This window comes from Streptomyces sp. NPDC005181 (genome assembly GCF_040608395.1).
Lineage (GTDB): Bacteria > Actinomycetota > Actinomycetes > Streptomycetales > Streptomycetaceae > Streptomyces.
On record NZ_JBEXID010000005.1, the window covers coordinates 128,857 to 154,321 of the forward strand.

The following is a 25,465-nucleotide window of genomic DNA, read 5'->3' on the forward strand; positions in this document are numbered from 1 at the left end:
GGGCCAGGGTGCTGCTACATCCAGTTCCGGCGGGCGGCGTGCCACGCCAGTTGCATCCGTGTGGTCGCGCCCGCGACGGCCATCATGCCCTGGATGCGCCGCTGCACCGTGCGTCGGCTGAGTCCCATCTGGCTGGCTATGGCCTTGTCGGCCACACCTGCGACAAGGAGCGACAGCAGCTGACGATCCGTCGCCGACAGCTCGTTCCCACGAGCGGCCCCGTCCGTGCCGTTGACGCTTCCGGACTCGCTCACGTGCAGTGGTACCGCATCCACCCAGTACCGCTCGAACAGAGCGACCAGGGCTTCCAGCAGGCTGCTGCCGCGGACCAGTGCTGTCGTGGGCTCTTCGGAGCCCCCACCGGGGCCGCCGGGCACCAGGGGACAGATGGCGATGGCCCGGTCGGCAACGGCCAGCCGCAGCGGAAGATGCGGGACCGCTCGGGCTATCTCCCCCGCGCGTACGCCCTCGGCAACGTTGTCGACGGCACCGGGGTCGTCGAAGAACGCCCGTTCGTACAGGACACGGTAGCGCACCCCCCTGGCAAGGGCGTCGAACTCGGCCTGGTTGCTCCCCGAGGGCATGGCCACGTACTGCGCCTTGCAGAACCACAGCATCTCGTGACGTGTGCTGTCCTGGATCTGGCGCAGATGCTGGCGCAGTCCCTCGGCGCCGGTGATGACTTCGATCAGCTGGTCGGGGTCCCTTCGGCGCCTGGTGCGCCGGTATGTCTCCAGCAGATCGGTGACCGCCGCGCGGGCCTGCTCCAGGGAGTCGGACTGCCTCTGGATGTGCGGCAGCAACGCGACGTCCGGCGGGGTGGCGACGAAGCTGCGGGGCGTCCGGTCCGTCCCGCTGGCCAGCCCTTTGGAATGGAGCGCCGCCAGCACGCGCTCGACTTCCACCGGAATCAGACCGGATTGCTCGGCAATATCGTGCGCCGACGCGGTGGGCATCGTCACGAGAGTCCGGTAAACGGCTTCCTCAGCCGGGGTGAGGCCCGCTGCCTCCAGCATCGTGCTCCTTTCCGCTCCCCGCTGACGGTGTGCGGGGACGGGCATGTTGGAAGCGCCCGTCGGCCGTTCCTCGCCGGAACGGGATCGATCACAGGCAACCGCACTATACGCCCTGATCACGCCGTAGCCGGGGGCACCGAAGTGCGGCGGGTACGAGGTCCGATGTGCCCCCACACCCGCCATCCTCGGGTCTCTGCCGTCGGTCCTGTCGTGTGCTCTTCACTCATCAAGTGCGCGCGCTCCACGGCCTGCTGCATCCTGCTCCCGGCGTTGCCGGCAGCCGTCGCACGCAGGGGCATGAACACGTCGCCCCGCAGCTCAACGGTGGCGGTACGTGCCATCGGGACTGCCGCCGGTGGTCGCGCGGTCATCTGCGACCGGACGCACCGTGCCGCCAGGGCCCCCAGGGCCCCCAGGGCCGAGCCTGCGGCTACCGCGCGCAAAGCGGTCGAGTTGCCGGGGGCATCCCCGGCAACAGATGACACGCAGTGACGTCCAGTGCTGTTTCGGCAGCCGGCACGCAGGGCGATCGACCTCGCCGCCTCCGAGTGGCGTGACACCATTAGATTATACTTAACATCTAATAGCGTGTGGGCGTCACAGCCATCCACCAGGAGGATCACATGGGTCGCATTTCGAAGGCACATGCGCTCCAAATGCCTAGCATTCTGCCAGCAGATGCGGCCAGCATTGGTAATTTCGACGGAAAGGCGCGCACCTCAGGAGCGCGGCATCCACGACACACCCACCGAGGCGGCCGGTGGCGGGAATTCGGCGAGATCGTTCCACGTTCAACAAGATGACCTGGCAAAGATCCCCTCGGGAAGTCCATATGAGTGGCCCTGTCTCACTTGGAGCGTGAAGTGTCTGAGCTCGGAATCCTCAACACCCATGGGATCCTGCGCCAGCCCTGGGTGACGCCGGACCGGACCAGCTCAGGTCTGGGGTGGGAGCACGTATACGTCTCCACCCAGCATGAAAGGCCGTATCACGCGACCTTCGATGCCGCGCCCACGCACCTACTGATCCTTCACCTCGGCGGCCCGGTCACCGTCAGGCGCCGCAGTGGACGTGCGATGCGTTCCCGGCACATTCCAGCCGGAGGCATCTTCCTGCATCCCGCGGGCCGCCCCCTGGACGTCGAGCTGCAAGGAAAACTGGACACCGTCCACCTGTACCTCAGCGACTCGGCCCTCCAGGCAGCGCAGAGCGAGGGCCGGAATGTGGAGCTTGCCGAAGAACTCGGAAGTTCGGATCCACTGATCGAACACCTCGTACTGGCTCTGGACAACGTCCTGCGGCACTGGGAACCCTCGGCCCGCACTTATGTCGATCAGCTTGTCGGCATGCTCGCCGCTCAGCTTGCCCACGTACATACGCCCCACCGGCCCATGGAACAAGCCGGTGCGCTGTCCGGGCTCACGGCTCAACAGCTCGCATCCGCAAAGGAATTGATGGAACAGCGCATCTCGGAGCCGCTGCCCATCTCCCACCTCGCCTCGACGACCGGTCTCAGCGCCAGCCAGTTCAGCCGGCAGTTCAAGACGAGCACCGGGAAGTCTCCGCACCAGTTCCTGCTGCACCTCCGCCTGAGCCACGCACGCCGGCTCCTGCGCACCACAGCGCTGCCGATCGCCGAGGTGGCCATTCGATGCGGCTTCTCCCACCAGGAGCATCTGACTCGCGTGATGCGCGCCAAACTGGGCATAACTCCCGCTGCTGCCCGCCGGGCAGGCTGAAGCTGTCGGTGTACAGGCCGATGTGCTCTGCCGGACAGGCATGAGAACAGCCGGACTCCAGGTCTGATTTCTGGCCTCGGGCGGACAGTGATCGGGGTCCCCGGGCAGTTGCTCCGCCTTCATGCGCGGAGCAATCCCCCAAGGTGAGGGCGACGCGCCGATCCTGCAGAAAGACGCCTGAAACATGCAGGAAACATGGTGCCCGTACCCCACACACTCGGGAGCAGATATCCAGGGACCAGTCCATGCGAAGGCGGAACCGAATGCAGAATTTCGTCTACACCTCCCACCCCTCGCGGGTCGTCTTCGGCGCCGGAACAGTCGGCTCAATCCGCGACGAAGTCGAGCGACTCGGCGGTTCCAGGGTCCTCCTTCTGACCAGTCCGTCGATCTCCAAGGCAGCCGACAAGGTACGCAAGGCCCTCGAGAACATCACCGTTGCGGAGTTCGACGGTGCCGTCGTGCACACGCCGGTGGCCGTGACCGAACAAGCACTTGATGTTCTTCGGAGTCACTCCGCCGACTGTCTGGTGGCCGTGGGTGGCGGTTCCGTCACCGGGCTGGCCAAGGCCTTGGCGCTCCGCACCGATCTGCCACAGCTGATCCTTCCGACCACCTACGCCGGTTCCGAGGTAACCCCCGTGCTCGGGGAGACGCAGGACGGACGCAAGACCACCCAGTCCTCGCTCGCGATTCTTCCCGAGACCGTGATCTACGACGTCGAGTTCACCCGCGACCTGCCGGTCGGCATCTCGATCACCAGCGGCATCAACGCCCTGGCCCACGCCGTGGAAGCCCTGTACTCGCCCCAGGCGAACCCGGTGATCGACGCGGTGGCACTCGACGCCATCACCAGGCTGGCCCGCGCCCTCCCGGTCATCGCCGCCGAGCCCTCCGACATCGCGGCACGAACCGATCTGCTGCACGCGGCGTGGCTGGCCGGTACGTGCCTCGCATCCGTCGGCATGGGTCTTCACCACAAGCTGTGCCACACCCTGGGCGGCGCGTTCGACCTGCCGCATGCCGAAACGCACACCGTGATCCTGCCGCATGCCATGGCCTACAACGCACCGTCCGCTCAGGACGTCATGAGCCGTATCGCCGAAGCACTCGGGGTGGCGGACGCCCCGAGCGGGGTGTTCGACCTGATCGCCTCTCTGCACGCTCCCACTTCCCTGCACGAGCTGGGAATGGCGAAAGAGGATCTGCTGCAGGCCGCGCGGCTGGCCACCGCCACGCCGTACCCGAATCCCCGGAAGCTGACGCTCCGAGGAATCGAGGGACTGCTGCGGGATGCCTGGCAGGGCCGTCGCCCGGCGGCTGTGCGGGCGCAGAACCCGGCGGTGCACGGCGCGGCTTCGGAGATGGCGCGGCTCACCGACCAGGTAGTGGCGAGTTTCGCCGACGCGCCTGATCAGCGGAGCAGGCATCTGCTCAGCGACCTCGTACGCGACCTCCACCGGTTCGTGGTGCGAAATGACGTCACAGAATCCGAGTGGTTGCATGCCGTGGACTTCCTGACCCGTACCGGGCAGATCTCCAGCAGCACCCGCCAGGAGTTCGTGCTGCTGTCCGACACGCTCGGCATCTCCAGCATCGTCGACCTGCTCACCAATTCGCGCACCCCTCGGTCCACCCCGTCGGCGGTCCTCGGACCGTTCTACACGGAGGGTCCGCCGGAGACCGCGCAGGGCGGCGACCTCTCGCAGGGCATCGCCGGTACTCCGCTCTGGGCCGACATCCGTGTCACCGATACGGACGGACAGCCTGTGCCGGACGCCGTCACAGATGTCTGGCAGGCCAACGAGGACGGGTTCTACGACGTTCAGCTGCCGGAATTCGAAGGTCCGGTGCTACGGGGCCGGCTGCGCACGGACGAGCAGGGCCGGCTGCGCTTCTGGACGACCCTGCCGGCCGAGTATCCGATCCCGGACGACGGACCGGTGGGACAGATGCTCCGAGCCGTCAACCGTCATCCCTACCGCGCCCCCCACCTGCACTTCATGATCTCTGCGCCCGGCCACCAGCGCCTTGTCACGCAGCTGTTCGTCAAGGGCGGCCGCTACCTGGACTCCGACACCGTGTTCGGCGTCAAGGAGGCGCTCATCGCCGACTTCTCGCCCCGTGTCGGGCCGACTCCGGACGGCCGCGTCGTCCATGGGGAGTGGCGCAGCCTGCAGTTCACCTTCCGCATCGCCCGCAATGCCGCCGGCCCGTCATGCTGATCAGGAGCAGTCCCATGAATTCGAACCACGCCTACGACACCGACGTCCTTGTGGTCGGCAGCGGTCCCGCCGGCGGATCCGCGGCCCTGCTCCTGGCCACCTACGGCATTCGCACCCTGCTGGTCACCAAGTACGGCTGGCTGGCCAACACTCCCCGCGCGCACATCACCAACCAGCGCACCATGGAGGTGCTGCGCGACCTCGGCGTGGACGCCGAGGCCGCCGCTGCCGGGAGCCCCGCCGAGCTCATGGGCGACACCGTCCTGTGCACCGCACTGGCGGGTGAGGAGATCGGCCGGATCCGCAGCTGGGGAACCGGTTCGCAGTCGGCGACCGAGTACGGCGCCGCCAGCCCGGTCCAGATGGTCGACCTCCCACAGACCTACCTGGAACCGATCCTGGTGAAGAACGCCGCTGCGCGGGGAGCCAAGGTCCGCTTCGATACCGAGTTCCTCAGCCTGGAACAGGACGCCGACGGCGTCACCGCCCGGCTCCGGGACCGGGTGCGCGGAGACGAGTTCACGGTCCGGGCCCGCTACCTGATCGGCGCGGACGGCAGCCGCAGCAGCGTGGCCGAGCAGATCGGTCTGCCGGTCGCCGGAGCTGATGGCAAGGCCGGCAGCATGAACATCACTTTCAAGGCCGACCTGTCCCGGCATGTGGCCCACCGCCCGAGTGTTCTTTACTGGGTGATGCGCCCGGGTGCCCACATGGGCGGCATCGGAATGGGTCTGGTGCGCATGGTGCGGCCATGGAACGAGTGGCTGCTGGTGTGGGGATACGACATCAACCAGCCCCCGCCCCAGATGGACGAGGCGACCGCCCGGAAAGTCGTCCATGACCTCATCGGCGACCCCGGCATTCCCGTCGAGATCACATCGAGCTCGCTGTGGACGGTCAACCACAGCTACGCCACGACATACTCGGCCGGGCGTGTCTTCTGCGCCGGAGACGCGGTTCACCGGCACCCGCCGTCGAACGGCCTGGGTTCGAACACCTCCATCCAGGACTCGTACAACCTGGCCTGGAAGCTCGCCATGGTCATCCGCGGTCAGGCGGGACCTGGGCTGCTGGACACCTACACCGCAGAGCGCGCGCCGGTCGGCAAGCAGATCGTCGATCGCGCCAACCTCAGCCGCGACCAGTTCGGTCCGATCTTCCAGTCCCTCGGAGTCGATGGATTCAGCGCGGAGCAGGACATCGCCGACAGCCTCGCCGCGACCGCCGGTGAGACAGCCGACGGAGCCGAGCGGCGGCGCGTGCTGGACGAGGCCATCCAGCTGAAGAACTACGAGTTCAACGCCCATGGCGTCGAAATGAATCAGCGTTACGTCTCCTCCGCGGTGATCCAGGACGCAGGCCCGGCCGAGGAATGGGCACGAGACCCGGAGTTGTTCCACCAGCCCACGACCCGCCCCGGTGCCAAACTGCCGCATGCCTGGCTCGTCGACAGCACCGGCCATCGCCTGTCCACGCTGGACCTCATCGGCAAGGGAACCTTCACGCTGGTGACGGGTCTGTCGGGGGGCGTGTGGGAGGCCGCCGCAGCCGACTGCGCGGAGACGCTCGGAATTCCCCTGAAGTGCGTGCGCATCGGCGCCAGGGAGAGCCGTGACGCCTACGGCGAGTGGCGCCGGATACCGGGGCCGGCCGAGGACGGGTGTCTGCTCGTCCGACCGGACGGGCACATCGCCTGGCGGTCCGATTCGGCACCAGGGGCCGACTCCACAGCAAGCGCAGAGCTCACCAGCGCCTTGCTGACCATCACCGACCGCTGACATGTGCGGCACAGCAGCCACACACCGAAGAGGTCGGACACCGGTCGGAGCGGCCCTGCCGGACAGGAACGGAGCACAGTGAGTATGGACAAGGTAGTCGCCGTCGGCGAAGCGCTGGCGGGCGTAGGAGACGGAGCGTCGTTGGCTGTGGGCGGCTTCGGTCTCAGCGGCGTCCCCAATGAATTGATCAAAGGGCTGTACGCGACCGGAGCCACCGGACTGAGCGTGGTCTCGAACAACTGCGGTGTGGACGGCGGGGGTCTCGGGATCCTTCTCGCCGCTCGCCGCATAGCGCGCGTGACCGGCTCGTACGTGGGTGACAACAAGGAGTTCGCCCGCCAGTACATCTCGGGTGAGCTGTTGGTCGAGCTGACGCCGCAGGGCACCCTCGCCGAACGACTGCGGGCAGGAGGCTGTGGCATTCCCGCCTTCTTCACCCCCGCCGGTATCGGCACTCAGGTGGCAGACGGGGGCATGCCCTGGCAGTACGCACCCGACGGCACCGTGGCCGTCGCCTCACCGCCCAAGGAGATACGCGAGTTCGACGGCAGGCGATTCGTGCTGGAACGCGGCATCGTCACCGATTTCGCTCTCGTCCGGGCCGCCAAGGGCGACCGCCACGGCAATCTCCTCTTCCACCGGTCGGCCCGCAATTTCAATCCGCTCGCCGCAATGGCCGGCCGCGTGACGATCGCCGAAGTGGAGCAGCTGGTCGAGCCCGGCGAACTGGGCCCCGACGAGGTGCACCTTCCCGGTGTCTTCGTGCAACACGTCGTCGAACTGACGCCGGAGCAGGCCGCGGACAAGCAGATCGAAAAAAGGACGGTGCAGGGCTGATGTCATGGGCGAGGGACGAGATGGCGGCGCGTGCAGCGGCCGAGATCCAGGACGGCGACTACGTCAACCTCGGCATCGGGCTGCCCACGCTGGTGCCCCAGCACATCGCCGAAGGAGTGCACGTGGTGCTCCAGTCGGAGAACGGCATCCTCGGCGTCGGCCCGTATCCCACCGAGGCACACGTGGACCCCGACCTGATCAACGCGGGCAAGGAAACGGTCACCGTGCTGCCCGGCGCCAGCTTCTTCGACTCGTCGCTGTCCTTCGGGATGATACGAGGCGGTCACATCGACGCCGCAATTCTGGGAGCCATGCAGGTCTCCGCGGCCGGGGACCTCGCCAACTGGATGATCCCGGGCAAGATGGTGAAAGGCATGGGCGGTGCGATGGACCTCATCCACGGCGCCCGCCGGGTGATCGTTGTGATGGACCATTGCGCCAAGGACGGAAGCCCAAAGGTCGTTGCGGAATGCACCCTGCCCCTCACCGGGAAGGCATGCGTCCACCGCATCATCACGAACCTCTGCGTCCTGGATGTCACCGAGGACGGACTTGTCCTCGTCGAGACTGCTCCCGGAATCAGCGCGAACGACGTCATCAGCCGTACGGCCGCGCCGGTACACATACCGAACAACCCCGCCGGTTGACCGCAGCCGACCCTCGGCCCCGCCGACCCGGTACCCGGACAGCACCGGGCCGACGGGTTCACCTCACAGCTCACCTTCCTTCCTCACACCACAAGGAGTCCTGATGAACGAGCGCCTGCGGGACGTCTACGTCGTCGACGCCGTCCGGACACCGATCGGCCGCTATGGCGGGGCTCTGTCCTCAGTGCGCCCCGACGACCTCGCCGCCGGCGTGCTGCGCGACCTGCTCGACCGCAGCCCGGCCCTCGACCCGGCCCTTGTCGACGATGTGCTCCTCGGAAACGCCAACGGCGCCGGAGAGGAGAACCGTAATGTCGCTCGGATGGCGGTCCTGCTGGCCGGCCTGCCCGTCACGGTCCCCGGCGCCACCGTCAACCGGCTGTGCGGCTCAGGGATGGAAGCCGTCATCATGGCCGCCCGGTCCGTGGCGCTCGGCGACGCCTCCGTCGCCATAGCCGGCGGAGTGGAATCCATGAGCCGAGCCCCGTGGGTCTTGCCCAAACAGGACAGGGCCTTTCCCGTCGGCAACCAGCAGCTGTACTCCAGCACACTTGGCTGGAGGATGGTCAATCCTCGGATGCCGAACGAATGGACCATCCCGCTCGGCGAGTCGGCCGAGCTGATCGCCGACAAGTACGGCATCACTCGCGAGGCCCAGGACGCCTTCGCACTCGCCAGTCACCGAAAGGCTGCCCTGGCGTGGAAGAACGGCGCGTACGACGCCGAGGTGGCGCCCGTCGCAGGTGTGGATCTGCACCGTGACGAAGGCATTCGCGACAACACCTCTCTCGATGCACTGGCCCGCCTCAAGCCCGTCTTCCGTGAAGGCGGTACGGTCACGGCCGGCAATGCCTCTCCCCTCAACGACGGCGCATCGGCTCTGCTGCTGGCCGACGAGGCCGGGCTCGCCGCGATCGGCCGCGAGCCGCTTGCCAGGATCCGGGCCAGCGCCGTGACCGGCATCGAGCCGCAATACTTCGGTCTCGGCCCGGTCGAAGCGATGCGCAAGGCCCTGGCGAAGGCGGGGCACGATTTCGACGATCTGCACACCGTCGAGCTCAACGAGGCGTACGCCGCCCAGGCGCTCGGCTGCCTCGCTGCCCTGCCCGAACTCGACCGCAATATCCTCAACCCGAGGGGCGGCGCTGTCGCCATCGGACATCCCCTCGGTGCCTCCGGGGCTCGGATCACGGGAGCAGTCGCCCACCAACTCGCCGAAGCGGGCTCGGGTACAGGCATGGCTGCACTGTGCATCGGTGTCGGCCAAGGTCTGGCACTGGTCCTGGAACGCTGAGTCGGACCCCAGCCGTCCGCACGGTCCGTCAACGGACATTCCCGCTCTGCACCGTTCGAGGCGTTTCGCACCCGAGGTCTTCCACGACGCGGGCGGGGTGTTCCATCACGCCGGGGAGCAGGGACGCGTGAGCGGCCCGGATCCGGAACGTGGCAGCTACGGCTCATTCGCCGCCTTCAGCGACCCGGACGGCAACGGCTGGCTGCTCCAGGAAGTCAGGACGAGGACACCCGGGCGATGACGCCACGCCCACCTGATCGCCTCGCGTCATTGCGGACGTCTCGATGGCGGATCAGGTGCCGCTCTCCGTCATGGACGCGTAGCGACTGCGTCCGACGCGCCGCAGGGGCAGGCGTGCCCATGTCACCATCTTGACAGGTGACGCACCTCCTGCAAATATCGTCACCAGTCGAACTAGTGATGCATCGACGATGTGTCGCACCTGCATCGTGAAGGACGGGCGCTCCAGCGCAACCGTCCGAAGGAGACGACCCATGTCGCGAACAGAGAAGGCTCCGAGCTCCGCCGAAGAGGCACGTCACGCCCGGTTCGGCAGACTGCCGGAGCGCATCCGCCTGGAGGACACGGTGGAAGGGCACGCAGCGACGGTCCCGGATCCGGCGAGGGATGCGTACAACTACGACGAGTGGCTCGTGCGCATGTGTCTGTGACGTGCGAGACGCTCCGACCATCCAGCAAGGGATGCCCATGAAGATGTCGAAGGCACTGAAGAGGCTGTCGGTAGCTGCGGGTGTGGTGACCATTTCGTTCGGCTGCTTCATCCAACTCTTCTGAGACGACCCCCATCACCTCGGGCTAGCCGACGCCTCGCGCCTGGCCTGTGCCGGCGTCGGAGTGTCGTCGTGCGCCGAGGCGCCGATACGCGGTCGGCATGCATGGAGACGGGCCGATGCCGGTCGCGGACCGGAGCGACGCCTCCGACGATCCCCCTGCCTTCCGCACTGTTCATTGCGGCTCACCACCCGGCGTCCGCTTGCCATGCCGCGGGATCAGTTCCACCGGGCAGTACGCATGGTGCAGCAGGGTGTGGGTGACTCGGCTGAGCGTCGGGCCGAAATACCCGGGCGAGCGCCGCCCACCCATGACCAGCAGGTCCGCGTGTCGAGTCGCCTCCACCAGGACACCGGCGGCGGACATGCTCTTCTCCGCATCCGCCTGCACGGTGAGCCCCGGGAAGTCGGCACGGATACGGTCCGCCACGGCCGACAACGTGCGAACGTGATCGCGGGCCACCTCGTCGACGGCGTCGAGCATCGTCACGACATTGCCGACCGACTCCAGCACGTTCCATACGTGCAACAGCCGCACCGATGCCTTGCGCAGCACCGCCTCGTTCGCCGCGTGGCGTGCACAGTCCAGGTCGTGCTCGTCGTGGATGGCGGCCACCACGACGTCTGCCGCCGGAGCGCCTTCGCTGCCACGCACGACGACCACCGGTGTGCTGGCACCCGCAGCAACCTTCAGACCGACCGAGCCGAGCATCAGCGAGTTGAAACCCCCGAGCCCCCGGTTGCCCACCACGATCGTGCCGTTGTTTCCCGCCGCGGCATGCAGGCTCGCAATCGGCTCACGGCGGCTGAGCTCCTTAGTCACGGTCAGACCCGGATACCGCTCGGAGACCATGGAGGCGGTCTCCCGGAGAAGCTCTCCACCCGCGTGCCGAATCTGCTCGATGGCCTCCATGGGCGCGTACAGCAGCCGGGTGTCCGTGTCGGCCGCGTACACGAGGTGCAGTGGATGATGACGCCGCACAGCTTCGTCGGATGCCCATAGCACTGCCCGCTTCGCGTGCTCGGAGCCGTCCACCCCTGCCACGAGAGGTCCGAGGACCGGACCGCCCTTGTCGCTGGAATCCATGGTTCCTCCTCACCGAGGGCCTCCGGTGCAACTCTCACCCTGGCACCGCTACCCCGCACTGCGAGAGGGCCGCTCAGGACCCCATGGGGGTCAATGGTCCCAGGCCACCGCCCTGGGTGCCGTCTCCCGCGCCGTGCATTGCCGAGCCCTGAATCCGGCAGTGCCGGGGGTCGGGGCATCGGCCCGACGGCAGATCGAGCCATCGCACGGTGCCCGGGGCGATCATGTGGGTGTGGCCACCCAGGACCAGCCGCACGGCTGGGCGGTGCGAGTGCGGTACCGCGATCCGGAGCCGCTGTGCCCGTATGCCCAGGTCCACGTCCCCGTATCCGCGGAATCCGATGCGTATCCCGAATTTCGAAAGCTGGGGCAGCGGGGCCGGGGAGAGCCACAGTGCGTCGTCACGGGTCTCCAGTCCGGTCATCCCACACTGCACAAAATCGAGGGTGCCGGCCATCGCCCCCAGATGGATGCCTTCGGCGGTGGTGCCGCCCTGGATGTCGACCACATCACCGGTCAACGCCTCTTCGCAGTGAGTCCACGCCTCCTCGCGCCGCACCCGCGCCAGCACCCAGGCGTGAACCAGGGAGCTCAGAGTGGAACCGTGGCTCGTACGCGCGAGGTAGTAGTCGACAGTGGCACGCCAGGTTTCGTCGTCCAGCACATGCCCGAGGCGCTGGAACAGACCGCCGAGTTCGCCGGGTGAGAAGAGGTAGCCGAGCATCAGCACATCGGCCTGCTTGGATGCCTGGTAGCGGTTGACCGTGTCGCCCTCCGCCTCAAGGATGCGGTCGAGCCGCCGGATGTCGCCGTAGCGTTTGCGGTATGCGGCCCAGTCGAACTCGTCGAGTTCTCCGTAACCGGCGAACTGGCTGATGACGCCACGGTGATACGGCACATGCAGCCGACGGGAAATGTCCTCCCACCGCTCCAGCTCCGCCGGGTCGAGCCGCATGCACTCCAGCAGGGCCTTGCGCCGTGGCTCGGGCAGGTCGCGGTACAGCTCCGTGGTCCGTGCCAGCACCCAGGCCGCCGTCACGTTCGTGTACGCGTTGTCATCGATGCCTGCAGTCCCTGCTCCCGGATAGGCGTCGTGGTACTCATCGGGGCCGACCACACCGCGGATGCGGTACCGGGCCAGAGATGCGTCCCATTCGGCGCCGGCCGCCCAGAACCGGGCGATCTGCAGCAACATCTCCGCGCCCTTGGAATGCAGATACTCCGTGTCCCCGGTGGCCTGGCAGTACTGCCACACGTTGTAGGCAACAGCCGAACCAACGTGGTGCTGCAGTCGCGAATGGTCGGGCAGCCACCGCCCCGAACGCGGGTTGAGATGGAGTTCCTGGGTCTCCTCCCGGCCGTCGTCGGCGCTCTGCCAGGGGAACATGGCCCCGGCCCGCCCCACCTGTTGCGCCGCGCGGCAGGCCGCGGGCAGCCTCCGGTAGCGGTAGTCCAGAAGTCCCCGGGACACCTCCGGGAAATGCAGACTCAGGAACCTCAGCACAAACAGCTCGTCCCAGAAGACGTGGCCCCGGTACGCCTCACCGTGCAGTCCTCTCGCCGGTACACCGACATCGAGCTCGGCGGTGTGCGGAGACAGCGTCTGCAGCACATGGAAGAGGTGCAGACGCAGAATCCTGCCCGCTTCACCCGGAACCTCGATCCGGGCCCGCTGCCACAGGCCGGCCCACGCCCGATGGTGCGAGGCCAGCAGCTCCGCGAACTCCGGGGCCGTCCGCACACCGGACACAGCGGCCCGCAGCGGGCTGCCGGTTGCCGGGTCACGCGACGTATACAGCGCCACTGTCTTGTCCACCACGGCGTCGCATCCCGGATCCAGCGGCAGCACCAGTGTCTGGAAGATCTGCCGTGGCGTCTGCCAGGGACGGGGATGCCGACCGGACCCATCCGGCTGCCGCCCGGGACCGCCGGACGTGGCCACGATGCGGGAGGCCAGCGCGAAGCCGATGTCCGACTCGACGGTGCGGCATCTCAGCCAGACCACGTCGTCCTGTTCGGTTCCGGTCGACCAGCCGGTCAGATGGCGGTTCGACAGATCCCGGTACCGCGAGACACCGGCGTTCCGGATGTCGCCGTCGATCGCCGCCTCCACCTCGATCGAGCCCGTCCAGCCATCCGCGGTGAAAGCCGTGTGCAGGGCGGCGAGATGCGGGGTTCCCATATGCACCAGCCGGCACTGCTCGACATCCAGGCGACGGCCTGCCTCGTCCTCGTAGACGGACCGGCGGGTCAGCGTGCCGCGGCGCAGATCGAGAGACTGCCGGTGTTCCTTGAGATGCTCGTGGTCCGGTGAGAGCCACGGTCCGGGGTCTGTGCCGACGGGGCGGATGCGGTAACGCAGCGGCAGCCAGTTCGGCAGGTTGACCAGGTCGGCGTTCTCCACCTTCCGGCCCTGCACCGATGAGGTCAGCCGGTCGTAACAGCCCGCCATGTAGGTGCCCGGGTAGTGACACCCGCTCGTGGTGGTCTCGGATGCGGCTCCACGGGTGGCGAAGTACCCGTTGCCGACTGTGCACAGCGCCTCGCGCAGCCGCTCCTCCTCCGGCTCGTAGCCCTCGTACGACCATTCCCAGGCGCCCGGCATCAGTCGTCCACGGCGCTCAGCAGTTCACCGGGATCGGACACCACGACGTCGGCGCCACGGCGTCGCAGGTCCGCGGCGCCGCCGGGACCTCCTGTCCGGTCCACACCGATCACAAGTCCGAATCCGCCGAGGCGGCCGGCCTCGACCCCGGCCAAGGAGTCCTCCACCACGGCGGTGTCCGGAACCGGGACGTGGAGGCGTCGCGCCGCTTCCACGAAGAGCGCGGGATCCGGTTTCCCCGCGAGCCCCAGTCGCCGTGCCTCATTTCCGTCGACCACGGCCCCGAACTGCCCGATGAGGCCGGCCCGCGACAGCAGTTCCGTCGCGTGGCGGGAGGCGGACACGGCGGCGCAGGGCATCCGTTCGCTCCGCAGCGCCTGAAGGAGACGAGCCGTGCCGGGCCAGACATCGATCCGGTGCGTGCGCAACGTCTCCGTGAACAGCTCGTCCTTGCGTGCGGCGATCGCCCATACCGTCGCGGTGCCCGGTGGGTCGTCCGGGCTGCCTTCGGGAAGGTCCAGCCCTCTCGACGCAAGGAAGGCCGCCGCACCGTCCCGCCGTGAACGGCCGTCGACGTGGCGGAGATAGTCGACGACCGGATCGAAGGGCCGGTGTCCCTCCCGCTCCGACAGGCAGGCGTCGAATGCCTTCTTCCATGCCGCGGCGTGACTCCGGGCAGAGTCGGTGATCACTCCGTCGGTGTCGAAGACCACGGCCCGCACAGAGCGCAGGCACGGTGCCAGAGACGGTACGGCTGCCATGAATGGGGCGGTCCCTTCGTCAGGGTCTTCATTCATGGCATCACGGTTCCAGGACACGGGCGCGTCGTGGATCTCAGTAGGGCAGAGGCCGCCCGGACGGGGTTCGCAGGTCGAGGGGCGGAGGCCCCGAGACAGGCGGTGGGCGGCGGACGATTCTGATGCGGCTCACTGCCACCACCTCCTGGCGCTCACCGGGTATGTGCCCAGGCGCGTCCGCGGCAATCCTGCCGGCGGGAGTTCCGTGCCCATGGTGCCTCGTCCCGGCACAGGTCCGTACGGCCCAGGCCCAAACCATCCACGGCACGCAGCAGCCGTTCGCCTGCCTGCCGACGGCCTGCGAGCCACAGCGCGCTCTGCACGGTCATACCGGTGGCGAACAGCCGTTGCACGACGGGGTCGTGCAGGTCCCGGGCGATCCGGTTCGGGATCCTCCAGCACGGCGATCTGCTCGACGGACTCGCGCAGCCCGGTGAATTCCCTCGCCGGCGGCCCGTCCGCAACGGCCCCGCCGAGAGGCCCGTCCGGCCCGGCCCAGGGACGAACGGCCCATACCCCCGGGGAGAACGCCCACTCCATCCTGAAGGTGCTCAGCCGATATCTGTTCCCCCGGGAGGCCCCCGATGCTCGCGCAGACACTCGACGACACGACGCTGGCCGACCTCGTCTGCGATGCCACCGCAGCACCGTCCATGCACAATGCCCAGCCTTGGCAGTTCGACTACAAACGCTCCAGCCGCACTCTCAGTCTTCGCGCGGATTTCGACCGTGCGATGCCGGAGGCCGACCCCTCCACCCGCGCACTGCACGTGGGATGCGGCGCGGCCCTCCTGAACCTGCGAGTCTCCGCAGCGCACCAGGGCCTCGCCATGGAGACCACACTGCTGCCCGACCCATCGGACCAGGCACTGCTGGCGAGCATCCATCTGAGCGACTCCCCCCAGAAGCCCCAGGATGCTGCACTCATCGGTCTCCACCGCGCCATCCGGGACCGGCACACCAGCCGGTACCCATTCGACGCCCAGGCAGTACCCGAGGACATCCGCTCGCTGTTCGCCGACGCGGCCCACGCCGAAGGAGCGGACCTCTCGTTCCTGACCCCGACGCACCTGGAGACCGTCCTGGAACTGATCCGGGACGCCGAGGGATACGACCGAAGGGACCCGGCGCGGGAAGCGGAGCAGCACCACTGGACCCGTGACACGCAGGCGGAGGCTCCCGTCGACGGGGTCCCGGACTACGCCTTCGGCCCCTGCGACGCATCCGGACGGGCGACGACCCGCGACTTCGCGGGCACCGCCGTCCTGGCGGGCCGAGCCCGCGTCCTGTTCGAGAACCGGCCGCAGCTGGCCCTTGTGAGCACCGCGGGCGACCGCCCCGTGGACTGGCTGCGCGCCGGCCAGGCTCTGGAACGTGTCCTGCTCACCGCCACACTCCACCACGTGTCCACCTCGTTCGCGACGCAGCCCCTGGAGTGGCCGGACCTGCGGTGGATCCTGCGCGACCCCGTCCTCGGCACGGGACACGCGCAGATGATCATCCGCATGGGATACGGCCCGGCTGGGCCGCGCACACCACGCCGCCCCTGGGAACAGGTGCTGACGATCGAACCGTAGAACCGTTCCCGGACAAGCGCCGCGAGGCGCCTGGGCTCCGTCAGCCTCGCGCTTGCCGGCCGCTCGCACGCCCCGGCCGCACGCTGCCGTTCAGCACTCCCCCTTCGTGCGAGCAAGCTCTTCGCACGAGCGGGACGACGGCCGGTTTGCCGGACCAGCCCAGCAGTCGCAGGCTGGGAGCATGGGGCGCTCGCAGCACGCCACACAGATGCTCAGCGGCTGGGCCGTCGAGACACCTGGGCCCATCCGTACCGGTCCCCTGGTACGAACACATCGCCAAGTAACTGCGCCCGGCCCCGATGAACTTCTGCTGCAGGTGGAAGCCTGCGGTGTCTGCCGCACGGACCTGCATCTCGCCGAGGGTGATCTCACCCCCCACCGTCCGTCGACCATTCCCGGGCACGAGATCGTCGGCCGGGTGGCAGCGGTCGGCGAGACGGTGAGTGTGTTCCGCACAGGTGACCGGGTCGGCGGTGCCTGGTTGCACCGTACTTGTGGGTCCTGCCGTTACTGCAGGGCGGGACGGGAGAATCTCTGCCCCCGGTCCACGTACACGGGATGGGACAAGGACGGCGGATTCGCCGACCTGGTCCTCGTTCCCGAGGCGTTCGCCTATCGTCTCCCCGGGGCACAGGAGGCGGCTCTGCTCGCTCCTCTCCTGTGCGCCGGAATCATCGGCTACCGGTCGCTGAGGCGGAGCGCGTTGCCGACCGGCGGCCGGCTCGGAATCTACGGTTTCGGCGCGTCGGCCCATCTGGCCGCCCAGGTGGCTCTGGCCGAGGGCGCAACCGTCCATGTGATGACGCGTTCCGCGCAGGCGCGTGAACTCGCCACGTCCCTGGGTGCTTCATCGGTCGGCGGTGCCTACGAGAGTCCGCCTGAGCCACTGGACTCGGCGATCCTGTTCGCTCCGGTGGGTGACCTGGTCCCCGTGGCTCTCGAGGCGCTGGACCGGTCGGGCACCCTCGCGGTCGCCGGAATCCATCTCTCCGACATTCCCTCGCTCAACTACCAGCGGCATCTCTTCCAGGAGCGGAACCTTCGCAGCGTCACCTCCAACACCCGCCAGGACGGCCGCGAGTTCCTTGAGCTCGCCGAGCGCATCGGCATCCAGGTCACCGTAAGCCGGTATCCCCTGAACCGGGCTGATCAAGCACTGACCGACCTGGCCGCGGACCGGGTGAACGGAGCCGCAGTACTCACCCCCGACTGACAGCGGGAGTCCGGTCCGGCGCCACTTCTGATGCATTGCTGGAAGCGGAGGGCCCGGGGCAGTACCTGCCGAGCACTGGGGACTACGGTGAGGACCGAGCCGCTTGAATCAGCCTGGATCGCCGATGTGAAAACGCAGCTCAGCAAGGCAATGACTCCACTGGTTGCACAGCAACTTGGGTCCGTAACCTGCGGTTTCTTCCGACCGGTCACGGCCGTGAGCTGAGGATCCCGGCGTCCGGACGGGGGCGCGGGACCTCGGCGTGCAGAGCGGCGAACTCCGTGCGGGCCTGGGCGTCGGCGTACACCCGGCGCTTCTCGTGCGCGGCGAGCGCCCGGTACAGGCCGGCGACGCCGGGTCCGGTCTGCTGACCTGCCGTCCGGCGAGCTCTGCGCCCACGATCAACGGCTCAGGCATCGCCTCTGAGCCGGTCGCGCTGGATCCGGTGAGCGAGGGCGCGACGCACAGAGGCTGATGCGGTGGTGGTGACCTTCGCGGGGACGTCGAGACCACGGCTGATCTTGTCGTAGGCATCCCGGTAGCTGCCGGGGATCTCTTCCTGATGCAGCATCAGGTCTTCTTCGACGAGACGCCGCAGCTCGTCGACGTTCTGGGGCGTGAAGCGCTTCTTCCCCCGGGCGATGGCGTCGACGTAGCGCGTACAGCGGGCGGAGTCGTAGAAGGTCTCGGAGATTTCCTCGGCCAGGCCCCACAGGCGTCCTTCGAGCCAGGGCGCGTCGTGCTGGTCGAGGGAAAGCCTCGTCGGGGGCAGCGGGGCGCAACTCCTGCACTTCGTCACCTGCTTGGACACGGCGGGCTGACTCATACCGGTGAGCTGGGCAATCCTGTCCTGGGTCCAGCCGAAGCCGGCGAACAGCTTGATCATTTCGGTGCGCAGCTTCCGCATCTCCTCGCCCGCACGGATGACGTCATTCATGTCCGCGAGCATCCGCCCTGCCTGCTCCTCGGTCAGCGTCTCGGGGTTCTGATGCGTGTTTTCTTCGCCTGCCATAGCCCGGTTATACACCCGCCACCATAACCAGGTTGTATAACCTGGTTATCAGTGACAGGGTCCCTGCCATGCCTACCTTCTTCGCACCTGACGGAACCCGGCTCACCTACCGCACGATCGGGGACGGCGACCCGGTCGTCTGCCTCCCGGGAGGCCCCACGGATTCTCTCTACCTCGGCGACCTCGGCGGCCTGTCCACGCACCGCCGGCTGATCGTCCTGGACCTGCGCGGCACCGGCCGGTCGGCGATTCCCGAAGACACCTCTTCCTACCGCTGCGATCGCCTGGTCGACGACATCGAGGCGCTGCGCGAACATCTCGGGCTTCTCCGGATGGACCTGCTCGGCCACTCCGCCGGCACGAATCTTGCGACGCAATACGTGGCCCGGTACCCGAAGAACGTCAGCAGGCTCGCCCTGATCGGCCCCAGTACGAGAGCTGTCGGTATAGCGATCACTGGGGAGACGCGACGCGAGCTCGCGCAGCTTCGGAGAAACGAGCCGTGGTTCCCGGCGGCGTACGCCGCCCTGGAGGCGATGACCGCGAGCACGGGCAGCGACCGGGAGGCCATCGCTCCCTTCTTCTACGGCCGCTGGGACGCCGTGGCGCAGAAGCACCATGCAGCCGGCCGGCCGGGCAATGAGGAAGCGGTCGCTCTCTTCGCGGCCGAGGGTGCCTTCGACCCGGAGACCACTCGTGCGGCGCTCGCCGCCTGCGAGACCCCCGTCCTGCTCCTCGCCGGAGAGTGCGACCTGAACAGCCCCCCTCAATCCGCGGCCGAGTTCGCGGGACTGTTCCCCGACGCCACGCTCGTGGTGCAGCCGGGGGCGGGCCACTACCCTTGGCTCGACGACGCCGACCGGTTCGTGGCGACCACTGCGGCATTCCTGGGTTGAGCACCCACCCACGCCCCTGCGAATCCGAAATGAATCGGGCTGCGACTGTCACTCTCCGTCATGGATGCCCTCGGCGCGAAGGCGGGCGACGGCGGCGTCCAGGCAGCGTGTGTTCGACAGCCAGCCGGCTGCATCACTCCGCGGACCCGTACTCAACGCCGTGGCAGGAGTAACCGGGCGTGCGAACCCTTCCGTTTTCGGTGGCGGCGGGCGGTGGGAGGGCAACCGGATCTTCCGATCGGGACCGATTGCCGCCCCACCGCCGCCCCGCCTGCCGGGACACCGGATCGGGCAGTCCGCCGAGATCAGACCGCCGGAGCCGGGTAGGTCGGGTACTCCACCCCGGAGACGTACTGGACGACGCGGATGACCTGGCAGGAGTAGCCGAACTCGTTGTCGTACCACAGGTACAAGATCGCGTTGTCGCCGTCGACCTTGGTGGCGCCGGCGTCGACGATCGAGGCGTGGCGCGAGCCGATGAAGTCGCTCGAGACCGCGTCGGGGGCGGTGGTGAAGTCGATCTGGCGCTTGAGCGGCGAGGTCAGCGAGACGTTGCGGAGGTAGTTGAGGACCTCCTCGCGGGTGGTCTCGCGCCCGAGCCGCAGGCTGAGGATCGCGATCGAGACGTCCGGCACCGGAACGCGGATCGAGCTGCCGGTGATCGGCGCCTTGAGGTCGGGCAGGGCCTTGGCTACGGCGGAGGCGGCGCCGGTCTCTGTGATGACCATGTTGAGCGGCGCCGAGCGCCCGCGGCGGTCGGCGCTGTGGTAGTTGTCCAGCAGGTTCTGGTCGTTGGTGAACGAGTGGACGGTCTCCACGTGGCCGCGCAGGACGCCGTACTCGTCCGCCATGGCCTTCAGCGGCGGGACGATCGCGTTGGTGGTGCAGGAGGCGCAGGACAGGATCTGCTCGTCCGGCTTGATCCTGTCGTGGTTGACGCCGTGGACGATGTTGGGCACGTCACCCTTGCCCGGCGCGGTCAGGACGACCTTGTCGATGCCGGGGCGCAGGTGCTTCGACAGGCCCTCGCGGTCGCGCCACTTGCCGGTGTTGTCGATGAGGATTGCGTCCTTGATGCCATACGCCGTGTAGTCGACCTCCGACGGGTCGTTGGCGTAGATCACCTTGATCTCGTTGCCGTTGGCGAGGATCGTGCTGTTCGCCTCGTCGACGGTGATCGTGCCCTGGAACTGGCCGTGGATGGAGTCGCGGCGCAGCAGGGAGGCGCGCTTGACGATGTCCTGGTCGCCGCCCTGACGGACGACGATGGCGCGCAGCCGCAGGCCGTTGCCGGAGCCGGCCTTCTCGATGAGCAGGCGGGCGACGAGGCGACCGATGCGGCCGAAGCCGTAGAGGACGACGTCGCGCGGCTCGCTGCGTTCCATCTTGTTGGCACCCGTGGCGCCGGCGACGGCTCCGGCGGTGAACTCCTCCACCGAGAGACCGCGGTCGACGGTCTTGTACGTCGCGGCGAGCATGCCGATGTCGATCTGGGAAGGGCCGAGATCGAGCGTGGCGAGAGCCTGCAGGAACGGCAGCGTCTCGGTGACCGAGAGTTCCTCACCGGCGATCTGCCGGGCGAATCGGTGGGTCTTGAGGATGCTGACCACTGACTTGTTCACCAAGGAGCGGCTGTGAAGCAGGATCGTGACGTCCCGCTCCCGGTGCAGCTTTCCGATGATCGGGATCATCGACTCCGCGATCCTCTCGCGGTTCTTCCAGCTGGTGAACGAGTCCTCATTGACAGTCACAGGTTTATCTTTCGAGCTAGGCGGTGCTCATATGCTAACCCCCCGCTCTTTTGATCATTCAGGCGGTGCCACCCGAGCGGGATGCCGCGATCGGCCTCCACGGCCACACCAGGACAGGAAAGGAGCCGCCGCACGGGGCAAGGCGTTCCGTTTTACGGGGATTTGGCAAAGTTTGCCCCTGGCGTGATCCTCGTCGGCCTCGTCGCCGACGCAAGCCGCATCGACGCACTCGGCGGACCTCTGCCGGGCTGGGGTGCTCACGCTCCGTGTCAACCATGGCCCGGCTGAACGGCTTCCGCCGCGCTCATCTGCTACTGCCACGCCCCGGCTGACGTGACGTCGCCGGGCCATGGTCCGGTGCGGCCCTCTCGCCGGGTGCGGTGAAGGCCTTGCCCGCCGGCCGGGCCCCGTCGGGGCGCCCGTGGCTTCGGTCGCCCCGACGACGGATCCGCTCCGCGGGCTTCCGCCCCGTCGAAGTCATGGGCCGGTCAGCAGCACCTCCAGCGCCATCGCCGTATCGGGGTGTCGACCGGCAAGTTCCGCGCCCGACGAGGCAGGGCCCGTGGTCGCCCAAGTCCCGTCGCAGCCCAGCAGACCCGCCACCGCGTCACATGTCGCGGGGTGGGCGGCGAGCAGCACACCACCGCTGCCGCCGGCGCCGCGAGCCGGCGGCACGGCTCCTGTGTCCGGCCGGTCCTGCCACGGCGGCACCCAGGCGTCCAGCGCCGCGAGCCGACCGGGGAACATCCGCCCGGCCTCGCGGATCAGCACCGGGGCCAACTCGGCGCCGCCGGACCGCAAGGTGCTGATCAAGGTCGGCAACCACGGCAGCAGCACCGGATCCGGCAGCCGTGCGATCGCGCTCGACACTGCCTCCACAACGAAGTCGGCCAGCTGCGGCACCGGCTCCAGGCCATGGAGGAATCCGCTGAGGTAAAGCGGATGGGCGGGCACCACCAGGGGGTTGCCCAGCAGGTCGTCGCACCGCGTCCGAAGGTCCGCACGGGAGAGGTGCCCGAGCTGGACCTCTGCCGCCCACAACAGCGCCGCCTTGGAAGGCTCCTGTGGATGCGACTGCGCGACGGCCAGCTCCAGCTGGGTCCGGTCGTAGCCGAGCGACAGCGCCGGACTCTCCAGGCGGGCAAGCAGCTGGCGAGCGTGACCCTGCCGTCCACCACGGACGGCGGCGTGATCCACGTCTTCGCGGTGTCCACCGCCTGACGCACCTGATCGGAACGGGCCGTCGCGGCAAGGGACACCGTCCTTGCCGCGACGGCCCGTTCGTCGTTCGGCGGGGCGGCGCATCCGGTCCGGGATGCGACAGCGGAACCTGTCTTCGACGGAAGGAGGCGTCCCATCCGCAGCCGTGGTCCAACGTCAGGCGCCGACCTGCGGGGCGGGGCCCGCAGCAGTCTCCGCCGGGGCTCCCGCGCGGGTGGAAAGCCCGACACGCCCGGCGGAGGACACTCAGGCCGCCGCACCGCCCGAAGCCGCGGAGTGGGCGCGGCACCGCCGAATCGACTCTCGGGCCGATCAGCACGGTACGGGCAGCCGATCGCCTGACCGGCAATAGCTACGGAGCGTCACCGTAGAGTGCCTCGTGGTTCCCCGGAGTCCGGTTCTCTGCGTCCGGCATGTGCGATCCCCTTTGACGCGATCTGACGGCGGTACCGAGAGATCCTTGAATCAGCAGTGGACTAGAAGGCGAGATGATCGGCCATGGACACACCGGCGAGCACGCCTGGTGACTCTCCAACCTCCGCCGCGGCTCTGGCCGTGGCGGCTCCCGACGGGACGCTGACCGGCTGGAGCACCGGTGCGGAACAGTTGCTCGGGTACTCCGCCGGTCAGGCCGTCGGCCGGCTCGCGGCGGCGCTGCTTGCCTCACCCCTCCCCCCTGGTGTTCGTGAGCGATGCGACCGGCAGGAGGACTGGACCGGGCGGGTGGTCCTCCGTCACCTGGACGGCAGCGCGGTCGGGTGCCGGTTGCGGGCGCGTCCGCTGCCCACGGGTGACGGGCGAACCGGTTGGCTGCTGGAGGGCGTCCGGGTGCGGGAGGGAGTGGACCGCGACACGGACCCGCTGCTCTGCTGGTCGTTCGACCAGTCGCCGTTCGCCCTGGCGATCTGCGACTCCGAGGGAAGGTTCCTGCGGGTCAACGAGCCCATGAGCAAGCAGCTCGCCGCCCCGGAGCGGGATCTTCGCGGGCTCCGGATCACCGAGCACATGCCCGATCCTGCCTTCCTGGCGCCCGAACGGGCCGTCGATCGCGTACTGCGTACCGGTGAGCCCGAGCACATCGAGAACTACGTCAAGGTGCCAGGAGAGCCCCAGGCACACGCCTGGCTCATCCACTTCACCCCGCTCAAGGACTCCCTCGGGCTGGTGCGCGGCGTGCAGTTGGCCGCCCTCGACTTCTCCGAGCAGTACACGGCCCGCGAACGTCTGGCGCTGCTCGATGAGGCCAGCAGACGCATCGGCAGCAGCCTGGACGTGACCCGCACCGCCCAGGAACTGGCCGACGTGGCCGTGCCCGCCCTCGCGGACTTCGTCTCGGTCGATCTTCTCGACGCCGTACTGCACGGCGACGAGCCTCCGCCTGTTCCCATCGACGAAGCCTTGCCGCTGCGGCGCGCGGCCGTCCGCCCCGAGACAATGGCTGTCGTCACGGTCGGCGAGTTGTCCCGCTTCCCGGATTTTTCGCCGGTGGTCCGCTGCCTGGCCACCGGTCGCGGCGCCGTGCACCAGGTCGGCGAGCCCGAGATCACCTGGTGGCTGGCTCACGACCCGGACCGGACCACCTGGGCGAGTCGGCACGGCCCGCGCTCGCTGATGGTGGTGCCGCTGCGCGGCCGCGGCACCAACCTCGGCGTCGTGGTCTTCGCCCGTCTGGGTCCGTCCGCCGTGCCGTACACGCAGGACGACCTGCAGATCGCCGAGGAACTTGCGGCGCGCGCCGCAGTCTGCCTCGACAACGCCCGCCGCTACACGCGCGAACACACCGCGACTCTGGCCCTCCAGCACAGCCTTCTGCCGCAGGGGATGCCCGAACAGGCCGCTGTCGACGTAGCCAGCCGCTACTTGCCCGCAGACTCGAAGGCCGGTGTCGGCGGTGACTGGTTCGACGTGATCCCGCTCTCCGGCGCCCGCGTCGCCCTTGTTGTCGGCGATGTGGTCGGTCACGGGATCCACGCCTCTGCCGCCATGGGGCGCCTTCGCACCGCCGTACGCGCCCTCGCCGACGTCGATCTGGCCCCGGACGAGCTGCTCGCGCATCTGGACGACCTGGTCGTCCGGCTCAGGTCCGGGCCCGAGTCCGAAGCTGAGGCATCCTTCAGCGAACTCGGAGCCACCTGCCTGTACGCGGTCTACGACCCCATCTCCCGCAAGTGCTCGCTCGCCAGCGCCGGCCACCTCTGGCCCGCTCTGGTGACCCCTGACGGCAGGGTGGAGTTCCTCGAACTGCCCACAGGCCCGCCGCTCGGGCTGGGCGGGCTGCCCTTCGAGTCCGTTGAACGCGAACTGCCCGAAGGCAGCCTCCTGACCCTCTATACCGACGGCCTTCTCGAGGCACGCCATCGCGATGTGGGCGCCGGCCTGCACGCTCTGCGCACGGCCCTCGCCGACGCGGCTCCGTCGTTGGAGACCACCTGTGACCGCGTGCTCGATGCTCTGCTCGCGGGGCGGCCCGCGGATGATGTCGCGCTGCTCATCGCGCGTACCCGTGCCCTGGACTGCGGGCACGTCGCCGTCTGGGATCTTCCCACCGATCCGGCCTTTGTGGCCGAGGCCCGCGCCAAGGCGACCGCCCAACTCCACGTCTGGGGGCTGGACGACCTGGCCTACGTCACCGAACTCGTGGTCAGCGAGCTGGTGACCAACGCGATCCGCTACGCGGCCGCGCCCGTTCAGCTGCGGCTGATCAAGGAAAGGACACTGATCTGCGAGGTCTCCGACGCCAGCAGCACCGCACCGCACCTGCGCCGCGCCCGCATCTTCGACGAGGGCGGACGCGGCCTCATGCTGGTCGCCCAGCTCACCGAGCGCTGGGGAATGCGGCATACCGGCGCAGGCAAGACCATCTGGGCCGAGCAGCCCCTGCCCGTGTAGGTGCGCGGGACCAGTGAGGGGGCGCGCCGGTCGGCCCGGAGACACGCGCCCTGCACAGCGACGGGCCGCAAACAGAACGGCCCGCCTCCG

The 25,465-nt window shown here is 68.4% G+C and carries 17 protein-coding genes and 3 pseudogenes; 12 read left to right on the forward strand and 8 right to left on the reverse strand.

What is annotated here, in order from left to right; genetic code table 11:
- Window positions 1–14: 14 nt before the first annotated feature.
- Window positions 15–1,016 (reverse strand): helix-turn-helix domain-containing protein, encoded by a 1,002-nt coding sequence (locus ABZV38_RS05675; RefSeq protein ID WP_356324874.1) that lies wholly within the window; start codon window positions 1,014–1,016, stop codon window positions 15–17.
- Window positions 1,017–1,879: 863 nt separating this feature from the next.
- Here ABZV38_RS05675 and ABZV38_RS05680 point away from each other — a divergent pair.
- The 8 genes and pseudogenes from ABZV38_RS05680 to ABZV38_RS05715 all read left to right on the forward strand — a co-directional run bounded on the left by ABZV38_RS05680 (window position 1,880) and on the right by ABZV38_RS05715 (window position 10,207).
- A complete protein-coding gene (locus ABZV38_RS05680) occupies window positions 1,880–2,755 on the forward strand; it encodes a helix-turn-helix domain-containing protein (RefSeq protein ID WP_356324876.1) in 876 nt (291 codons plus the stop codon).
- A 263-nt stretch (window positions 2,756–3,018) separates the two neighbouring features.
- Window positions 3,019–4,980 (forward strand): maleylacetate reductase and hydroxyquinol 1,2-dioxygenase domain-containing protein, encoded by a 1,962-nt coding sequence (locus ABZV38_RS05685; protein WP_356324878.1) that lies wholly within the window; start codon window positions 3,019–3,021, stop codon window positions 4,978–4,980.
- A gap of 14 nt (window positions 4,981–4,994) precedes the next feature.
- Window positions 4,995–6,758: an FAD-dependent monooxygenase gene (locus tag ABZV38_RS05690; protein WP_356324880.1), complete on the forward strand. Its 1,764-nt coding sequence runs from the start codon at window positions 4,995–4,997 to the stop codon at window positions 6,756–6,758.
- Between the two features lie 84 nt (window positions 6,759–6,842).
- The gene (locus ABZV38_RS05695; RefSeq protein WP_356324882.1) at window positions 6,843–7,595 is read left to right on the forward strand and encodes a CoA transferase subunit A; all 753 of its coding nucleotides are present in this window, start codon (window positions 6,843–6,845) and stop codon (window positions 7,593–7,595) included.
- Complete coding sequence (locus ABZV38_RS05700) at window positions 7,595–8,242, forward strand: CoA transferase subunit B (protein WP_356324884.1); 648 nt, start codon at window positions 7,595–7,597, stop codon at window positions 8,240–8,242. The genes ABZV38_RS05695 and ABZV38_RS05700 overlap by 1 nt, the downstream gene beginning before the upstream one ends.
- Window positions 8,243–8,345: 103 nt before the next feature.
- Window positions 8,346–9,536, forward strand: a complete 1,191-nt coding sequence (locus ABZV38_RS05705) for a thiolase family protein (protein ID WP_356324886.1) — start codon at window positions 8,346–8,348, stop codon at window positions 9,534–9,536.
- Window positions 9,537–9,609: 73 nt separating this feature from the next.
- A pseudogene (locus ABZV38_RS05710) lies at window positions 9,610–9,777 on the forward strand (glyoxalase); the annotation flags it as partial.
- A gap of 253 nt (window positions 9,778–10,030) precedes the next feature.
- Entirely contained in the window at window positions 10,031–10,207 is a 177-nt protein-coding gene (locus ABZV38_RS05715) for a hypothetical protein (protein WP_356324888.1), read from the forward strand.
- Between the two features lie 295 nt (window positions 10,208–10,502).
- Here the strand turns inward: ABZV38_RS05715 and ABZV38_RS05720 are convergent, their stop codons facing one another.
- From ABZV38_RS05720 to ABZV38_RS05735, 4 genes and pseudogenes are all read right to left on the reverse strand, one after another.
- Entirely contained in the window at window positions 10,503–11,414 is a 912-nt protein-coding gene (locus ABZV38_RS05720; RefSeq protein ID WP_356324890.1) for a universal stress protein, read from the reverse strand.
- A gap of 73 nt (window positions 11,415–11,487) precedes the next feature.
- On the reverse strand, window positions 11,488–14,019 hold the full coding sequence (locus ABZV38_RS05725) for a glycoside hydrolase family 65 protein (protein ID WP_356324894.1): 2,532 nt from the start codon (window positions 14,017–14,019) through the stop codon (window positions 11,488–11,490).
- Window positions 14,019–14,780 (reverse strand): HAD-IA family hydrolase, encoded by a 762-nt coding sequence (locus ABZV38_RS05730; RefSeq protein ID WP_356324896.1) that lies wholly within the window; start codon window positions 14,778–14,780, stop codon window positions 14,019–14,021. The genes ABZV38_RS05725 and ABZV38_RS05730 overlap by 1 nt, the downstream gene beginning before the upstream one ends.
- 287 nt (window positions 14,781–15,067) lie before the next feature.
- Window positions 15,068–15,202 (reverse strand): annotated as a pseudogene (locus tag ABZV38_RS05735) (histidine kinase); the annotation flags it as partial.
- A 198-nt stretch (window positions 15,203–15,400) separates the two neighbouring features.
- On the opposite strand from ABZV38_RS05735, the gene ABZV38_RS05740 reads away from it, so the two are divergent.
- Together ABZV38_RS05740 and ABZV38_RS05745 are read left to right on the forward strand one after the other, a co-directional pair.
- Window positions 15,401–16,393 (forward strand): nitroreductase, encoded by a 993-nt coding sequence (locus tag ABZV38_RS05740; RefSeq protein ID WP_356324898.1) that lies wholly within the window; start codon window positions 15,401–15,403, stop codon window positions 16,391–16,393.
- A 181-nt stretch (window positions 16,394–16,574) separates the two neighbouring features.
- Window positions 16,575–17,606 carry a zinc-dependent alcohol dehydrogenase family protein gene (locus tag ABZV38_RS05745; protein ID WP_356324900.1) on the forward strand — a complete coding sequence of 344 codons (1,032 nt, stop codon included), beginning with the start codon at window positions 16,575–16,577 and terminating at the stop codon, window positions 17,604–17,606.
- 409 nt (window positions 17,607–18,015) lie between these two features.
- Here ABZV38_RS05745 and ABZV38_RS05750 read toward each other — a convergent pair whose 3' ends face one another.
- Window positions 18,016–18,618 (reverse strand): sigma-70 family RNA polymerase sigma factor, encoded by a 603-nt coding sequence (locus ABZV38_RS05750; RefSeq protein ID WP_356324901.1) that lies wholly within the window; start codon window positions 18,616–18,618, stop codon window positions 18,016–18,018.
- Window positions 18,619–18,686: 68 nt separating this feature from the next.
- On the opposite strand from ABZV38_RS05750, the gene ABZV38_RS05755 reads away from it, so the two are divergent.
- Window positions 18,687–19,514 (forward strand): alpha/beta hydrolase, encoded by an 828-nt coding sequence (locus ABZV38_RS05755; RefSeq protein ID WP_356324904.1) that lies wholly within the window; start codon window positions 18,687–18,689, stop codon window positions 19,512–19,514.
- A gap of 305 nt (window positions 19,515–19,819) precedes the next feature.
- Here the strand turns inward: ABZV38_RS05755 and ABZV38_RS05760 are convergent, their stop codons facing one another.
- Window positions 19,820–21,265: a glyceraldehyde-3-phosphate dehydrogenase gene (locus ABZV38_RS05760; RefSeq protein WP_356324906.1), complete on the reverse strand. Its 1,446-nt coding sequence runs from the start codon at window positions 21,263–21,265 to the stop codon at window positions 19,820–19,822.
- A 477-nt stretch (window positions 21,266–21,742) separates the two neighbouring features.
- Window positions 21,743–22,402: pseudogene (locus tag ABZV38_RS05765) on the reverse strand (hypothetical protein); the annotation flags it as partial.
- Window positions 22,403–22,984: 582 nt separating this feature from the next.
- Here ABZV38_RS05765 and ABZV38_RS05770 point away from each other — a divergent pair.
- Window positions 22,985–25,375 carry a SpoIIE family protein phosphatase gene (locus tag ABZV38_RS05770; protein ID WP_356324908.1) on the forward strand — a complete coding sequence of 797 codons (2,391 nt, stop codon included), beginning with the start codon at window positions 22,985–22,987 and terminating at the stop codon, window positions 25,373–25,375.
- Window positions 25,376–25,465 lie beyond the last annotated feature (90 nt).

What these genes read in the sequence shown, in the direction of transcription:
- ABZV38_RS05675 (WP_356324874.1), bottom strand. Translation starts at nt 1,016, where the DNA reads ATGCTGGAGGCAGCGGGCCTCACCCCGGCTGAGGAAGCCGTTTACCGG.
- ABZV38_RS05685 (WP_356324878.1), top strand. Translation starts at nt 3,019, where the DNA reads ATGCAGAATTTCGTCTACACCTCCCACCCCTCGCGGGTCGTCTTCGGC.
- ABZV38_RS05690 (WP_356324880.1), top strand. Translation starts at nt 4,995, where the DNA reads ATGAATTCGAACCACGCCTACGACACCGACGTCCTTGTGGTCGGCAGC.
- ABZV38_RS05695 (WP_356324882.1), top strand. Translation starts at nt 6,843, where the DNA reads ATGGACAAGGTAGTCGCCGTCGGCGAAGCGCTGGCGGGCGTAGGAGAC.
- ABZV38_RS05700 (WP_356324884.1), top strand. Translation starts at nt 7,595, where the DNA reads ATGTCATGGGCGAGGGACGAGATGGCGGCGCGTGCAGCGGCCGAGATC.
- ABZV38_RS05705 (WP_356324886.1), top strand. Translation starts at nt 8,346, where the DNA reads ATGAACGAGCGCCTGCGGGACGTCTACGTCGTCGACGCCGTCCGGACA.
- ABZV38_RS05715 (WP_356324888.1), top strand. Translation starts at nt 10,031, where the DNA reads ATGTCGCGAACAGAGAAGGCTCCGAGCTCCGCCGAAGAGGCACGTCAC.
- ABZV38_RS05720 (WP_356324890.1), bottom strand. Translation starts at nt 11,414, where the DNA reads ATGGATTCCAGCGACAAGGGCGGTCCGGTCCTCGGACCTCTCGTGGCA.
- ABZV38_RS05725 (WP_356324894.1), bottom strand. Translation starts at nt 14,019, where the DNA reads ATGCCGGGCGCCTGGGAATGGTCGTACGAGGGCTACGAGCCGGAGGAG.
- ABZV38_RS05730 (WP_356324896.1), bottom strand. Translation starts at nt 14,780, where the DNA reads ATGGCAGCCGTACCGTCTCTGGCACCGTGCCTGCGCTCTGTGCGGGCC.
- ABZV38_RS05740 (WP_356324898.1), top strand. Translation starts at nt 15,401, where the DNA reads ATGCTCGCGCAGACACTCGACGACACGACGCTGGCCGACCTCGTCTGC.
- ABZV38_RS05745 (WP_356324900.1), top strand. Translation starts at nt 16,575, where the DNA reads ATGGGGCGCTCGCAGCACGCCACACAGATGCTCAGCGGCTGGGCCGTC.
- ABZV38_RS05750 (WP_356324901.1), bottom strand. Translation starts at nt 18,618, where the DNA reads ATGGCAGGCGAAGAAAACACGCATCAGAACCCCGAGACGCTGACCGAG.
- ABZV38_RS05755 (WP_356324904.1), top strand. Translation starts at nt 18,687, where the DNA reads ATGCCTACCTTCTTCGCACCTGACGGAACCCGGCTCACCTACCGCACG.
- ABZV38_RS05770 (WP_356324908.1), top strand. Translation starts at nt 22,985, where the DNA reads ATGGACACACCGGCGAGCACGCCTGGTGACTCTCCAACCTCCGCCGCG.